Annotated in this window: 10 protein-coding genes; 6 read left to right on the top strand and 4 right to left on the bottom strand. The window is 64.7% G+C overall.

From position 1 onward, the window contains the following. Positions 1-282 precede the first annotated feature (282 nt). Positions 283-1,014, top strand: a complete 732-nt coding sequence (nfsA, locus tag ACGTNG_RS02660) for an oxygen-insensitive NADPH nitroreductase (RefSeq protein ID WP_394575320.1) — start codon at positions 283-285, stop codon at positions 1,012-1,014. A gap of 139 nt (positions 1,015-1,153) precedes the next feature. Here nfsA and ACGTNG_RS02655 read toward each other — a convergent pair whose 3' ends face one another. Together ACGTNG_RS02655 and ACGTNG_RS02650 are read right to left on the bottom strand one after the other, a co-directional pair. Then, positions 1,154-1,915 carry a DUF1499 domain-containing protein gene (locus tag ACGTNG_RS02655; protein ID WP_394575319.1) on the bottom strand — a complete coding sequence of 254 codons (762 nt, stop codon included), beginning with the start codon at positions 1,913-1,915 and terminating at the stop codon, positions 1,154-1,156. An 18-nt stretch (positions 1,916-1,933) separates the two neighbouring features. After that, positions 1,934-3,226 (bottom strand): glycerophosphodiester phosphodiesterase family protein, encoded by a 1,293-nt coding sequence (locus ACGTNG_RS02650; protein WP_394575318.1) that lies wholly within the window; start codon positions 3,224-3,226, stop codon positions 1,934-1,936. A 251-nt stretch (positions 3,227-3,477) separates the two neighbouring features. Here ACGTNG_RS02650 and ACGTNG_RS02645 point away from each other — a divergent pair, with 251 nt between their 5' ends. Continuing rightward, positions 3,478-3,819, top strand: a complete 342-nt coding sequence (locus ACGTNG_RS02645) for a hypothetical protein (RefSeq protein WP_394575317.1) — start codon at positions 3,478-3,480, stop codon at positions 3,817-3,819. Positions 3,820-4,017: 198 nt separating this feature from the next. On the opposite strand, the gene ACGTNG_RS02640 is transcribed toward ACGTNG_RS02645, so the two are convergent. Next, positions 4,018-4,509, bottom strand: coding sequence for an Lrp/AsnC family transcriptional regulator (locus ACGTNG_RS02640; RefSeq protein WP_394575316.1), 492 nt, complete (start codon positions 4,507-4,509; stop codon positions 4,018-4,020). Between the two features lie 498 nt (positions 4,510-5,007). After that, on the bottom strand, positions 5,008-6,456 hold the full coding sequence (locus tag ACGTNG_RS02635; protein WP_394575314.1) for a dihydrolipoyl dehydrogenase: 1,449 nt from the start codon (positions 6,454-6,456) through the stop codon (positions 5,008-5,010). Positions 6,457-7,135: 679 nt separating this feature from the next. Here ACGTNG_RS02635 and ACGTNG_RS02630 point away from each other — a divergent pair. The 4 genes from ACGTNG_RS02630 (at position 7,136) to ACGTNG_RS02615 (ending at position 14,556) form a co-directional block, all read left to right on the top strand. Then, positions 7,136-7,936, top strand: a complete 801-nt coding sequence (locus ACGTNG_RS02630; RefSeq protein WP_394575312.1) for an enoyl-CoA hydratase — start codon at positions 7,136-7,138, stop codon at positions 7,934-7,936. A 159-nt stretch (positions 7,937-8,095) separates the two neighbouring features. Further along, positions 8,096-9,736 (top strand): acyl-CoA synthetase, encoded by a 1,641-nt coding sequence (locus ACGTNG_RS02625; protein ID WP_394575311.1) that lies wholly within the window; start codon positions 8,096-8,098, stop codon positions 9,734-9,736. Between the two features lie 72 nt (positions 9,737-9,808). Beyond that, positions 9,809-11,554 carry an NADH-ubiquinone oxidoreductase-F iron-sulfur binding region domain-containing protein gene (locus ACGTNG_RS02620; RefSeq protein WP_394575310.1) on the top strand — a complete coding sequence of 582 codons (1,746 nt, stop codon included), beginning with the start codon at positions 9,809-9,811 and terminating at the stop codon, positions 11,552-11,554. Between the two features lie 11 nt (positions 11,555-11,565). After that, on the top strand, positions 11,566-14,556 hold the full coding sequence (locus ACGTNG_RS02615) for a molybdopterin-dependent oxidoreductase (RefSeq protein WP_394575309.1): 2,991 nt from the start codon (positions 11,566-11,568) through the stop codon (positions 14,554-14,556). Positions 14,557-14,565: the final 9 nt, after the last annotated feature.

The following is a 14,565-nucleotide window of genomic DNA, read 5'->3' as shown; positions in this document are numbered from 1 at the left end:
CAGTGTCCGTTCCGTCGTGCGCAAAGCCCCATGGGTCACCTCCTTGTGATCGTTGGCCTTGGCGATTCGCCGTGATGACGGGCCGACATGGTAATCGTACATGCTAGCTCTATGTTTGTATCGTTCTTGTACAGGTGTTTTGGCGGTCGTCGAGCCGCGGCCTGCACGAGCGAACACGCCTCGAAAGATAGTAAGCTGGCTAGCTAAGCTCACCCATCGCCGGTTCCGTTCGTGCCGGCCCCAGGCTCACCGCTTCACCCTGCCCACTTCTCAGGAGACGCCATGAATCCCACCATCGAACTGCTCAAGTCCCACCGCTCGATCCGCAAGTTCACCGATCAACCGGTCTCCCGTGAGCTGCTCAAGGAGCTGATTCGCGCTGGCCAGGCCGCAGCCACCTCCAGCCATGTCCAGGCCTACAGCGTCATCCATGTGACCAATCCCACCAACCGCGAGACGATCGCCGAGCTGGCCGGCGGCCAGGCCTACGTGGCGACCTGCGGCGCCTTCCTGGTGTTCTGCGCCGACATGAAGCGTCCCACCGAGGCCGCCGAGCGCACCGATGCCCGCGTGGTACGCGGCATGACCGAGCAGCTGCTGGTGGCGAGCGTGGACACCGCGCTGATGGCCCAGAACGTCGCGGTTGCCGCCGAATCGGAGGGGCTCGGCATCTGCTACATCGGCGGCATTCGCAACAACCCGCAGCAGGTCAGTGATCTGCTCGGCCTGCCGGATCACGTTTTCCCGGTGTTCGGCATGTGCCTGGGCTACCCCGCCCACCAACCGGACGTGAAGCCGCGCCTGCCGGTGGAGGCGATCCTCAAACAGGACACCTACACCGACGACCGCGAGCAGGTGGCGGCCTTCGACGAGACCATGCACGCCTACTACCAGTCGCGGAAAGGCGGCACGAAGCAGAGCGACTGGTCGCATAACCTCACCCCGCTGTTCGACACCAAGCTGCGCCCCCACATGCGCGAATTCCTGGTCGAGCGCGGCTTCGAGATGAAGTGAGCGGGATGACGGCGAAGTCAAAGAAAGGCGAGCCAAAGAGAGGCTAGCCGCAGCAAAGAAAGACGAGCCACAGAAAGACGAGCGGCGGCCCTTGGGCCGCCGCTCGCGCCTGCTCCTCGTGGAGGATCGACATTCCGGCTTAGCCGCCCACGCGCGACTCCAGAGCCGCGAGGGTGGATCGGATGCGCGCCGCATTGGTGCCCACGTCGCTGGTGCCGAGGCGCGAGGCGGAGCGCATGTCCACCCGCACGCCGTCGTCGGTCTCGCTCAGGCGGATCACCACGTCGTCCTTGAAGCCGAACCAGAAGGTCGTGTCGGTGGCCTCGAGCCCATCGTCTCGCACCGCGGCGATCTCCCAGCCGGCCTCCCGGGCCACGGCCTCGGCGGCCGCTTGCGCCTCCGAGAGCGACGCTTCGAGCGTCAGCGGGCCGAGCGCCGGGTAGCCTTCTCGCTGCTGTTTCGCGGTCGTCTCGCCGGGATAGGCCACGGCGTTGGGCGCGGCCTGGCGCGCCTCGGCCAGGGCCTCGAAGGCGGGCGGATCCTCGAGGTCGGTGGTGATGTCGTGGATGGGCGGTACCGTGCGCGCCTGCTGCAGCTGCTGCCAGGGCACCGCGACCAGCGCCAGGCCGGCCAGGATCACCAGCGCGGCCAGAAGCGCCGGCAGGCCGCGGCGGGTGAAAGCGGCGATCAGCAGGCCCACCGCGCCCAGTCCGGCCGCGCCCAGGGCGACGAGGGCCCCGTAGCGCAGCAGGCCGAAGGCCTCGCCCAGCGAGAGCATCTCCAGGCGATAGGCCGGCCCGGCTCCTGCCATGGAGAGGGCCGCCAGGGCGGCCAGGATGCCCCCAGCGATGGCCACCTTGAAGGCCACTCCCTGGCCCTTGCGGGTGCGGTATGACGTCATCTCGATCCTCGTCTGGCGTCAGGAAGTAGGCTCGGGATTGAGGCAGTTGTCGTAGAGGGTCACGGTCGCCGGCCAATCCGAGAAGAGGCCCATGATGCCCACATCCTTGGCCAGCACGTCCAGCACCAGCAGCTTGTCGCCCTCGTTGTCGATCACCGCATCGATGCTGCGGTGGTACCACTCCCCGTCCTCGGTGAGCGGGCCGGAGCGCTCGAAGCTCCAGGCGATCAGCTCAAGCCCCGCCGCCTTGGCACGCTCGGCATAGGCCGAGGGCACGATGCGGTCCTCGTTCTCGCCGGCTTCGGGGCGCGCCTCGAGCAGCATCCACATCGGCGGCGCCAGGATCTTCACGCCCTGCTCGGCGAGCTCCTCCATGCTCGGCGACCAGCTCGCCGGATCGCGGTGGTCGAAGGTCTCGACGTCGTAACGGTCGTCGAGGTAGACCGCCTGGTCGGCGAACTCGGGGGCGTTGTCGATCCAGTAGCGCACGTCGTCCAGGTTGAACGACTGCGGGAAGACGTCCTCGGCTGCCACCCCGGCGCCCCGGTACTCGTCGAGCAGCTTCTGGGCGTAGTCGGCCTGGCTCATGCCATCGAAGGGCATCGCCACGCTTGGTGCCTTGAGCTCCGGCGTCATGCGCACGCCGAGCGACTGGAACAGCGCGATGCTCTCGGCGTGGGTCATCAGGGTGCCGCCGGTGGCGTAGAGGTCGGTGCGCCAGTCGGGCGTGCCATCGAGATAGCCCGCCAGCGTGTCGGCCTCGGTGTTCACGCCGTCCATGCGGCCCTCGAGGCGCTTGAACTCGGCCAGGGTGATGTCGCTGGTGCAGCACTGGACCGCCTCGGCGTTGGTCAGCGCGCCGGTCTCGGAATCGAAGGCCGGCGGCACGCTGCACTGATCGGCCAGCTCGGTTTCGAGGATGTTGGTCGTGGAGTGCAGGTCGCACTGGGAGTGGCGGCAGACCAGCGCCTTGTCCTCGGTGAAGGTGACGTCGCATTCCACGATGCCGGCGCCCATCTGGGCCGCCGCGAGGTAGGATTCCCTGGTGTGTTCGGGGAACTGCATGGCCGCGCCGCGATGGCCGATCGAGAAGTCCCGGCGCTGCCACTGCTCGGTGCCGGCGGCGCAGCGCATCAGGGTCTCCTTGAGCTGGTGCTCGCGCTGGGTGCCCTCGTCCATGTCCTGAATCAGGAACAGCGGGCGCGGGCCCAGGGTAATGTTCTGGGCCGCCTCGATGGCGCCGACCTTGGCCGGGCTGGTGGCCAGCGCGGCGGTCGCCGTCAGGCCGGCGACGATGCCCAGGGCAAGCACTGCGACGAACCTCGACCTTTTGCTGCTCCGTGTCATGGGGTAAGTCCCTTTCATGATGCGCCTCGCGTGTCGTGTGGGAGGGGGGGACTCGCTCAGCGTAGCAGAGCCTCCATGAGCCGCTGATGACAGCGCGTCGACGCCCCGGTTACGCTGCCGCTTCTGCCATTTTCCTCCTTCTCCTTCTCCTTTTCCTTCTTCCGCCACCGACCAGTGAGTCGACGCCCATGCCTTCGACGACAGTATCCTCGACGATGTACGACCCCGATTTGCCTCCGCGCCTGCGTGCCCTGCTCGAGCGCCTGCCCGATGGGCAGCTGCCGATCACCTACCAGCAGGCCGCCGAGTCGCTGGGCCTGTCGCCGCCGCGGACCATCCAGCGCGTCGCCCTGGCCCTCGAGGCGCTGATGCGCGAGGACGTGGCTGCCGGCCGTCCGATGATCGCCGCCTTGGTGGTCAGCCGCCGCGGCGAGCTGCCCCGGGCGGGTTTCTTCGAACGGGCCGTCGAGCTCGGCCGCCTGCCCGTCGACCCGGCCCAACATGCCGAGGCCTATCGCCGGGAGCTCAGGCAGGTGCTGGCGGCGCGATCAGGATGAAGCGAAGAGGGTGAGACTGGCTCACGGGGCGCTCCGGTTCGGCCGAGCAGTGTCCAAGGCAGTTCACTCGTTGGCGGATCTCCCGCTACCTGAACGTGAGGTACGGTTCGGTAGCCGGCCGGTTGCCTAGAGAGGTGCGTGCTGGATCACACACGATCCCCGTGATGTGACCAAGCGCCGAATCAAGCGCTGTCCGGTTTAGTTTCTGGGGTCAGTCATCAGGTTGGTAAGATTGGGTTGAGCAGACTTGATCTCTCGGGTCGTGATGTACGTCATGTAGCGATCGATCCCTAAATCCGCAGAAAGCAGTTCTTCCATCACGCCCTGGAAAGCGGGAAGACTGAGCGTCACGACCTTCAAGATGTAATCCATTCCTCCACCCGTCGCTGTGCATTCGACGATCTCATCGATTTGATTGATGTGATGCTCAAAACGGTGAAAGTCCGCTGACCGATGCCCCTTGAGCGATACCGTAACGACGACCCTGATGACATCTGTGAGCTTGTCGAGCGCGATGTCCGCATGGTAGCCGCGTATCAGGCCGGCTTCCCTTAATCGGTTGAAACGAATCCAGCATGGTGTCGGGGAGAGATTGACAAGCTCGGAAAGTCTGATCTTGCTGAGATGGCCGTGATGTTGCACTGCGCAAAGAATGCGGATGTCTGCAGCATCGATGGCGATTCTTCTCATTTTCTCTCATCCTCCATGGCGATCCCCAACGTAGAGCTGGTTCAGGAGTAAGGCGAAGGTGGGTTCCGATGCTGGATACGGCGCCTTGAGATCGAGATCAATCTAAAGGGAAGGTTGAGCTGGAGGAAAAGTGCGGCACGCCAGGATAGATAAGTAATTCATTTACAGTAGTTTTCAAGACTCCCGCACACAAGGGAAGTTGTCCCGTTCGAGCACTATCATATTAGACGTGACCAGCAGCTGAATCAATGTGAACGATATCATCCCCGATGCATGAGGTCAGTGCCTTGTGGTGCTGGTAAGGCGCTGATTTAAATGCTGATATGGCAAGAGCTTTCGGGCCAGGAGGAGTGGTTGGCACCTTGCGGATCGCGTGAATCGGCGAGGTGCTCATCAAACGCGCCGCTCATGGCGAATGGCTCTCTGGAATCGCGCTGTGCATGGAACTTGCCGGTTTCCAGAGAGGATGCCATCCACTATTTGTCTTTCAGGACTTGTTCATGAATATGCCGGAACCGTGTTGGAATGAATCATGGTTTCAGCCGCATAGACCCGACGCTTTTCCCGGGCGTCGATCAAGACATCCCTTAACAGCTCTTCGGCACTGGGGTGATAGACCGGCATCATCAGTACCTGCTCAGCCGTCATGCTGTGTGTGATGGCCAGGGCAAGCAGGTGCGCCAGGTGTTCGGCCTGGTAACCAAGCAGCTCGGCGCCTAGAATGACGCCGGTTCGCGCGTCCAGGTAGACTTGAATACGTCCTTCGACCTTGTTCCAGACCACATGACGTGGGCTGGCAAACGGCAGCTCTCCAATGACGATTTCCAGGCCTTGAAGCTCCCGAAAACTCTGTCCGATGATGGCGATCTGAGGGTCGGTGAAGAACACCATTAATGGCGGTCTACGATCTACTGGCACCGGGTCCGGGTAGTTCAAGGCGTTATCGGCGGCGATACGCCCCTCATCAAAGGCTTCGTGCCACACCGGCAGGTATTCGGACGCATCGCCGGCAATGAAAATGGGGGAGTCGGAGCAGAGCATCGTCTGAGGATCGAAGGCCACCTTGCCCGCTTCGGTGAACTCCGCTCCTGTATGCTCCATGCCCAACTGGTCGACATTGGAGATCCTCCCGGTGGCGACCAGTACCTTCTCGAACACCTTGGTGACCCGCTGGCCGTTCGCCTGTTCAAAGTCGATCCAGGCTCCTTCGGCATCTTCCCAAGTGCCTACCACCTGGCCGCTGGGATAGATATCCAGTTCGGAGCTGAGGATATCGAGTGCTTCCTGCTGCATGTCCGGGTGGGTGAGGGCATTGATCTTTCCGGAGCGGCCGTAGATGGTCGTGTCGACACCCAGTCGATGTAGTGCCTGCCCCAGCTCCAGGGCGATGACCCCCATACCGATCACGGCGATCGAACGGGGCAGGTCCTCCAGTTCGAAGACCGTATCACTGGTGAGAACGCGGGCCATGACTGGCTCGAATACCTCGCTGACCGCAGGCCGGGAGCCGCAGGCGAGGATGAACTTTTCCGCCTTGACCTCGACGGATTCGCCCACCCTGAGGAGGCCTGGGGCGATGAACCGGGCGCGCCCCTCGAGCTTGTGGTGGGGCGGGATCTTGCCGACGTAGCGGAGATTGTTGGCGACAAAGCGCTGATCGCGCTCTCGGCGCAACCGCTCGAGAACTTTGCGTCCATCCACGTGCCCCTCGGAGGTAACGCCAAAAAACTCGCTGGTGGTCAAGTGATGCGCGTAATCGGAAGCGGTGATCAGCAACTTGCTGGGCATGCAGCCGACCCGTGCGCATGTGGTCCCATAGGGACCGTCCTGGATCATCAACACGCTGTCAGTCTTCCGACTGATCTTCGAGTAGGCGCCAAGTCCAGAGGTGCCGGCACCGATGATCGCGTATTCAACATTAATGGTTTTCATCGTGGATTCGCTCATGGGGCGCCTCATGTTTCAGGTGCTTGGTTTTTCAAGGCGTGCCGTGATGGGTGACGTCGTCGCGCTTGGCTGTGGTCGCTGTCCAGGTCGTTAGCGCCTGTCGAGCTAGGTGTAAAAGTTTTCATTGTTTGCAGTGTGATGGCCTGGAGGCCATTTACCAGTTGCAAGCTACTCGTGGGGCGATCCAGCGGTAAAGCGATAGTTTCTAAGTGTTTGGCTTATTTTTCGTAATCCATGGGGTGTGGGTCGTCGGCCCAGGTATGCCCCTGATGGAGCTGGACGGTGCATCGAGGCGACCGTTATGGCGGCTCACGAGACTTTGCGTTAGCCAGGCTAATCTAGCTGCTTAGAAATCGTCGCTTTCCCGGTGTTTCCGGAATCACTTACTCTGCGGATACTCTGAGGCGGGAAGCCTTTCCATGTCGGCCGACCAGTCCGCCAGCCATTGGCGAAGGCCGTCCAGTCGGACATCTGGAGCGAAACGACAAAAATGGGGCGGGGGGAGGAGGCATGTTGTGCTGTCTCAGTACATCTATCAGCTTCGACGAAGACAGGGTTTCGGAGAAATGATGTTCAGCATTGATGCTGGCGCCAATATCAATGGTCTATGCCGTCACTCGATCACCGCCGAGGTGACGATAAATAAAAGTTAATCAGCCATCTCTGGCGGGAGTCGTTTATGAATAACGGTCAGTCTTCAGAAAGTGTGGTTCTCAGGGAAGATAAGGCAGGCGCTGTCTATCTCACGTTGAACCGTCCGGATAAGTTCAACACGCTCTCCGAAGAAGTGCTTGCCTCACTGCAGCAAGAGCTGGATGCGATCGCCGCCGATCCCGCTGTCCGCTGTGTGGTGATCAAAGGCTCGGGGCGTGGATTTTGCGCTGGCCATGACCTGCGTGAAATGCGCTCACACCCCGACCACTCCTACTACCAGGAACTGTTTCGCAACTGCAGCCGGGTGATGAAGAGTGTTGTCGGGCTGCCGGTGCCGGTGATCGCCCAGGTCCATGGCATGGCCGTGGCGGCGGGGTGCCAGTTGGCGGCCAGCTGCGATCTGGTGATCGCCGCCCAGTCGGCCAGCTTCGGGGTGTCCGGCATCAACGTGGGCCTGTTCTGCTCGACCCCCGCCGTGGCGCTGTCACGCAGCATTTCCCCCAAGCGGGCGTTCGACATGCTGGTGACCGGCGAATTTATCGATGCGGATACGGCCTTGGAGTGGGGGCTGGTGAGTACCGTCGTCGCGGATGCCGACCTCGATGCCGCCGTGGCCAACAAGGTGGAAACGATCCTGAGCAAGAGCCCGGCGGCCGTGCGCTTTGGAAAGGCCATGTTCCATCCCCAGCGTCAGATGGCCTTGGCCGACGCCTATGACTTTGCCGGCAACGTGATGGCCGACAACATGATGAGCCCTGACGCAAGCGAGGGAATCGATGCCTTTCTTGCCAAGCGCAAACCCGTCTGGGAGCAACCCGGCCGCTAGCGCCATAGCCGTCGTCTCGGTCAGGTCCGCGACTCCTGTGGCGGCATGGCCATGGATAGGGGGCTGACAACTGAACCGTCAATGTCCTGGTAAGGCCGTCGCGCCGATTGAAAGGCTGGATGACGTACCCTTCCCTAAAAAAACAACAGGGGTAAGACCATGAGTGAAGCCTGCCATTACAATGATACGCTCGAGAAAACGGCGGCGAACTACGTCGCGCTGTCACCCTTGAGTTTCATCCGACGGGCAGCCGCCGTCTATCCGGACAGGACGGCGCTGATCTACAACGAGACGCGGTACAGCTGGCAGCAGACCTATGCGCGCTGTTGTCGACTCGCTTCCCTGTTGAGGCAGTTCGACATCGGCAGAGGCGATACGGTGGCCGTCATGCTCCCGAATGTCCCCGCCATGTACGAAGCCCACTTCGGCGTGCCCATGGTGGGCGCCGTGTTGAATGCCATCAACATCCGCCTGGATCCGGAGGCGGTGGCCTTTATTCTCGAGCACAGCCGCTCGCGCCTGCTGCTGGTCGACCCCGAGTACGTCGACGTGGTCGAAAAGGCCCTGGCCCGGCTGGAAGGGCCGGCGCCCATGGTGATCAACGTGCCCGATCCGAGCCAGGGCGTGGAGCGCGCCATCGGTGAGCTCGAGTACGAGACGCTGCTGGCCGATCAGCCCGTGTGGGAGGAGTGGCAGTTGCCCGCCGACGAGTGGGACGCGATCGCACTGGGGTACACCTCAGGCACGACCGGCAACCCCAAGGGAGTGGTCACCCACCATCGCGGCGCCTACCTGAACGCGACCAGCAACGTGCTGGCCTGGAGCCTTCCCTCCTCCGTGGTCTACCTCTGGACCCTGCCGATGTTTCACTGCAACGGCTGGTGCTTCCCGTGGACGCTGGCGGCCATCGGCGGTACCAACGTCTGCCTGCGGCGCGTGGACCCCGAGCTGATCCTCAAGCTGATCGGGCAGCACGGGGTGAGCCATTTCTGTGGTGCCCCCATCGTTCACGCCATGATCGCCGATGCGGCCGATGCCGCGCAGGCGTTGGTCGAGCACAGGGTCTGCGGGCTGATCGCCGGGGCGGCGCCGCCGGCGTCCGTGTTCAAGCGGATGGAAAAGATCGGCATCGAACTCACTCACGTCTACGGGCTGACGGAGACCTATGGCCCGGCCTCGATTTGCGTCAAACAGGAGGGCTGGGATCAGCTTCCCCTGGAGGAGCGGGTTAGGCTCAATGGACGCCAGGGCGTGACGTATCCCCTGCAGGAAAGCATCGCGGTACTCGACTCGGTCACGATGGAGCCCGTCCCCGCCGACGGCCAGACGGTCGGCGAGATCATGTTCCGTGGCAATATCGTCATGAAGGGCTATCTGCGCAACGAAACCGCGACCCGTGAAGCCTTTGCCGGCGGCTGGTTTCACTCCGGTGACCTGGCGGTGATGGAACCGGACGGCTATGTCAAGATCCGCGATCGGCTGAAGGATGTGATCATCTCGGGCGGGGAGAACATCTCCTCACTGGAGGTCGAAGAAATCATTCAGCGCCACGCCGATGTCGAATACGTGGCGGTCGTGGCGATGGCGGATGCCAAGTGGGGCGAAGTGCCCGCCGCCTTCGTCCAGCTGCGCCCTGGCAGCGAGCTGAGCGAAGCCGAGTTGATCAGTTTCTGCCGGGAGAATATCAGCCGCTTCAAGGTGCCCAAGAAGGTCATCTTTGGCCCGCTGCCCACCTCCTCGACGGGGAAAATCCAGAAGTTCCAGCTGCGCCAGCAGCTCGAGGCCGGCCCGGCAGCCTGAGTGGTTCAGGAACGATGCGTTGAACAGTCGATCGCCCGGCCCAGCGCCGGTGCGATCCCGCCAGGTAGGCAAATGCCCACCGAGAACAGCGAGCCCGCCATGACCGTCGAGACCCTCACTCCCCAGCGCCGTTTCCGTGGCAAACCTCGTGGCCGGGACCTGTCCCCCGTTGCCCTGGCCGCGCTGCGTCAGTTGCTAGGTGACGAGCGCAGCGACCCGGACCGCCAGCGCCGAGACCTGCTGATCGAGCACCTGCACGCCATCCAGGATGCCCATGGTCATCTGTCGTTGGTGAACCTTCGGGCCCTGGCCGCCTACATGAACGTGCCGATGGCGGCGGTCTACGAGACGGCGACCTTCTATGCCCACTTCGATGTGGTGCACGATGACCAGGCGCTACCCCCGGAGGTGACGGTGAGGGTCTGCGACTCGCTCTCCTGCCAGCTGGCCGGTGCCGCGACGCTCAGGGCGGAACTGGAAGCCGGTGTCGATCCTCGGGCGGTGCGAGTGGTCAGGGCGCCCTGCATGGGCCGCTGCGATACCGCACCGGTCGTGGAAGTGGGGCATCACCATGTGCTGTACGCCACCCGCGAGGGGGTCGAATCGGTGGTCGATACGGGCCACTTTCACCCCGAGGCGATTCAATGGCAACGCCTCGATGATTATCGGAAGCAGGGCGGTTATCGCCTGCTGGCCGACTGCCACGAGGGGCGTGTGACGGTCGAGGCAGTGATGGCAGAGCTCGAGCGTGCCAACCTGCGCGGCCTGGGCGGTGCCGGCTTTCCCACCTTCAAGAAATGGACCTTCGTGCGCCAGGAGCCGGGGCCGCGCTATTGCGCCATCAACGCCGACGAGGGCGAGCCCGGCACCTTCAAGGATCGTCATTATCTGGAGCGCGCACCGCATCGCTTCCTCGAGGGCGCCCTGGTCAGTGCCTGGGCGGTGGAGGCCTGCGCGCTCTATATCTACCTGCGTGACGAATACCCCGGCCTGTATCGGGTGCTCGGCGAGGCGGTCGGCGAGCTCGAGCTGGCCGGCCTCGCGCCGCCGGGCTATATCGTGCTGCGCCGCGGCGCCGGGGCCTACATCTGTGGCGAGGAGTCGGCGATGATCGAGTCCCTGGAGGGCAAGCCAGGCAAGCCGCGCCATCGCCCGCCCTTCGTCGCCCAGCAGGGGCTCTTCGGCCGCCCGACCCTGGTCAACAACGTCGAGACCGTCTACTGGATCCCGCTGATCCACGAGAAGGGTGCCGACTGGTTTGCCGGCCACGGCCGCCATGGGCGGAGCGGTCTGAGAAGCTTCTCCCTCTCGGGGCGGGTCAAGCGCCCCGGCGTGCACCTGGCACCGGCGGGCATCACCCTGAACGAGCTGGTCGAGGAGTACGGCGGCGGCATGACCGACGGCCACCGCCTGGCCGGCTACCTGCCCGGCGGCGCTTCAGGCGGCATCCTGCCGGCCTCCAAGGCGGATATTCCCCTCGACTTCGATACCCTGCAGGCCGAGGGCTGTTTCATCGGCTCGGCCGCGGTCATCGTGATCTCCGACCAGGACGACTTGCGCGCGGTGGCCAGCAATCTGCTGGCCTTCTTCGCCGATGAATCCTGCGGTCAGTGCACGCCCTGCCGGGTCGGCACCGAGAAGATGCTGAGCCTGGTCGAGCGCCCCGAATGGGATGTCGAACAGCTCCAGCGACTCTCGCAGGTGATGATGGACGCCTCGATCTGCGGCCTCGGCCAGGCGGCGCCCAACCCGGTACTGGGGCTGCTCAAGGACTTTCGCGACGAGCTCGCCGGCCAGCACGTGATCGTCAGGGGGTAGGGGAGATGAGCATGACAGAACCGAGCGTGAACGAGCGCTTCACCCTGACCCTGGATGGCACCGAGGTCGACGCCCATCCCGGTGAGACCCTCTGGCAGGTGGCCAAGCGCGCCGGCGAGACCATTCCGCACCTGTGCTTCACGGACGTCCCCGGTTACCGGGCCGACGGCAACTGTCGCGCCTGCATGGTGGAAGTGGAAGGCGAACGTGTGCTGGCGGCGAGCTGCCTGCGCGAGGCGGCGCCCGGCATGGTGGTCAGGAGTGCCACCTCCGAGCGGGCACGCGTGTCCCGGGAAGGGGTGATGGAGCTGCTGGTCGCCGACCAGCCCGAGCGTGAGGCCGGCCCCGACCGCTCCAGCCACTTCTGGGCGATGGCCGATCGGCTGGCCATCGACGCCGGCGCAGTGCGTGAGCGGCTGCCGGCGCGGGCCGAGCGAGAGGCGCCCACGGTCCACCATGTCGCCGAGCGGGCGGAGTCCCTGCCCCATGCCGGAGGCCACGACACCTCCCACTCTGCCATGAACGTCAATCTCGATGCCTGCATCGAGTGCAACCTCTGCGTGCGTGCCTGTCGCGAGGTGCAGGGCAATGACGTCATCGGCCTGGCCCACCGCGGCGCGGCCTCGAAGGTCGTCTTCGACTTCGACGACCCCATGGGCGAGAGCACCTGCGTGGCCTGCGGCGAGTGCGTCCAGGCCTGCCCGACCGGGGCGCTGATGCCGGCGACCCTGATCGACGCCGCGGGGCGCGGCGACTCGAAGGCCGCCGATCGCACCGTCGACTCGGTCTGCCCCTATTGCGGCGTGGGCTGCCAGCTCACCTATCACATCCAGGAAGGCCCCGTTGCCCCCGAGGGGCGCCGGGGACAGGGCGAAGGGGAGGTCCGAGGACCAGGGATGGCCGAGGTAGCTTCCAGGGAGGGACTCGACGCGCCTCCCCGCAGCGCTGTCGCCGGGTCAGCCCCGGGTGAAGGCCGTATTCTCTTCGTCGAGGGACGTGATGGTCCTTCCAACCAGAACCGCCTGTGCGTCAAGGGCCGCTTCGGCTTCGACTATCCCCGCCACCCCTCACGGCTGACCACCCCGCTGATCCGCCGTCCCGGCGTGCCCAAGGGGCTCGATCCCGCCTTCGACCCGGCACGACCGCTGACCCACTTCGTGGAAGCGAGCTGGGAGGAGGCGCTGGATGTCGCCGCCCGAGGGCTGGTGGACCTGAAGGCGGCGCATGGCCCGGATGCCCTGGCCGGCTTCGGCAGCGCCAAGTGCTCCAACGAGGAGGCCTGGCTGTTCCAGAAGCTGGTGCGTACCGGCTTCGGCTCCAACCACGTCGACCACTGCACCCGGCTCTGTCATGCGAGCTCAGTGGCGGCGCTGATGGAGTGCATCGGCTCGGGAGCCGTGACGGCCTCCTTCATGCAGGCCCTCGAGGCCGATGTGGTGATCCTCACCGGGTGCAATCCGACCATCAATCATCCGGTGGCGGCCACCTACTTCAAGCAGGCGGCCAGAAACGGCACCAGGCTGATCATCCTCGATCCCCGCGGTCAGGCACTGGATGCCTATGCCCACCGCAGCGTGCGCTTCACCCCGGGCGGCGACGTCTCGCTCTATAACGCCATGCTCAACGTGATCGTCAGCGAAGGCCTGTACGACGAGGCCTACATCGCCGCGCACACCGAGGGCTTCGCGGCCCTCAAGGCGAGCGTCGCGGAGATGACCCCCGAGGCGATGAGCGCGCTGTGCGGCGTGGCGCCGGAGACGATCCGCGAGATCGCCCGGCTCTATGCCACCGCCGACAAGGCGATGATCTTCTGGGGCATGGGCATCTCCCAGCACGTGCACGGCACCGACAACGCCCGCTGCCTGATCTCGCTGGCGCTGGCCTGCGGCCAGACCGGCCGCCCCGGCACCGGCCTGCACCCGTTGCGCGGCCAGAACAACGTCCAGGGCGCCTCGGATGCCGGCCTGATTCCCATGGTGCTGCCGGACTACCAGCCGGTGGGAGACGCCCAGTTGCGAGCCGCCTTCGAGGAGCTGTGGAACACGACGCTCGAGGAACGCCCCGGGCTCACCGTGGTGGAGATCATGGACGCGATTCATGCCGGCCAGATCAAGGGCATGTACATCCAGGGCGAGAACCCGGCGATGTCCGACCCCGACCTCCACCATGCCCGCGGGGCGCTGGCCAGGCTCGAGCATTTGGTGGTGCAGGACCTGTTCGTCACCGAGACCGCCCAGTTCGCCGACGTCATCCTGCCAGCCTCCGCCTGGTCGGAGAAGGACGGCACGGTGACCAACACCAATCGCCAGGTGCAGCTTGGCCGCGCCGCCGTGGGTCTGCCTGGCGATGCCAGGCCCGACTGGTGGATCCTCCAGGAGATCGCCCGGCGCTTCGGATTGGGCTGGGACTACGGCCACCCCCGCGAGGTGTTCGCCGAGATGAAGCGGGGCATGGCGTCACTGGACAACATCACCTGGGAGCGACTCGAGCGTGAGCACTCGGTGACCTACCCCTGCCCGGCAGAGGATGCCCCCGGGGCCGACGTGGTCTTCTCCGAGCGCTTCCCTCGGACGGGTGGCAAGGCGACGTTCGCCCCCACCCTGCCGCTGCCGCCGGATGAGCCCGTGGATGCTGCCTTCCCCACGGTGCTGATCACTGGGCGGCAGCTCGAGCACTGGCATACCGGTTCCATGACCCGACGCAGCCAGGTACTCGACGCCCTGGAGCCCGAAGCGGTGGCCAGCGTATCGCCGAGTGAGCTGCTGCGACTGGGGCTGCATCCCGGGGACGCGCTGACCATCACCACCCGGCGCGGGGCGATCACGCTCAAGGCGCGGGTCGATCCGCTGATGAGGGAGGGCATGGTGTTCGTGCCGTTCTGCTACGTGGAGGCCGCGGCCAACCTGCTGACCAACCCGGCGCTGGACCCCGACGGCAAGATTCCCGAGTTCAAGTATGCGGCCTGTCGACTGGGACCCGCCACGACGGCTCTGGCAGAGTGATGACATCGC

Source organism: Halomonas sp. B23F22_3, from assembly GCF_043496965.1.
GTDB lineage: Bacteria > Pseudomonadota > Gammaproteobacteria > Pseudomonadales > Halomonadaceae > Halomonas.
This window is presented reverse-complemented; position numbering and strand designations above follow the sequence as displayed.

Coding starts and splice junctions, on each gene's coding strand:
- nfsA (WP_394575320.1), top strand. CDS start 283: ATGAATCCCACCATCGAACTGCTCAAGTCCCACCGCTCGATCCGCAAG.
- ACGTNG_RS02655 (WP_394575319.1), bottom strand. CDS start 1,915: ATGACGTCATACCGCACCCGCAAGGGCCAGGGAGTGGCCTTCAAGGTG.
- ACGTNG_RS02645 (WP_394575317.1), top strand. CDS start 3,478: ATGTACGACCCCGATTTGCCTCCGCGCCTGCGTGCCCTGCTCGAGCGC.
- ACGTNG_RS02640 (WP_394575316.1), bottom strand. CDS start 4,509: ATGAGAAGAATCGCCATCGATGCTGCAGACATCCGCATTCTTTGCGCA.
- ACGTNG_RS02635 (WP_394575314.1), bottom strand. CDS start 6,456: ATGAGCGAATCCACGATGAAAACCATTAATGTTGAATACGCGATCATC.
- ACGTNG_RS02630 (WP_394575312.1), top strand. CDS start 7,136: ATGAATAACGGTCAGTCTTCAGAAAGTGTGGTTCTCAGGGAAGATAAG.
- ACGTNG_RS02625 (WP_394575311.1), top strand. CDS start 8,096: ATGAGTGAAGCCTGCCATTACAATGATACGCTCGAGAAAACGGCGGCG.
- ACGTNG_RS02620 (WP_394575310.1), top strand. CDS start 9,809: ATGCCCACCGAGAACAGCGAGCCCGCCATGACCGTCGAGACCCTCACT.
- ACGTNG_RS02615 (WP_394575309.1), top strand. CDS start 11,566: ATGACAGAACCGAGCGTGAACGAGCGCTTCACCCTGACCCTGGATGGC.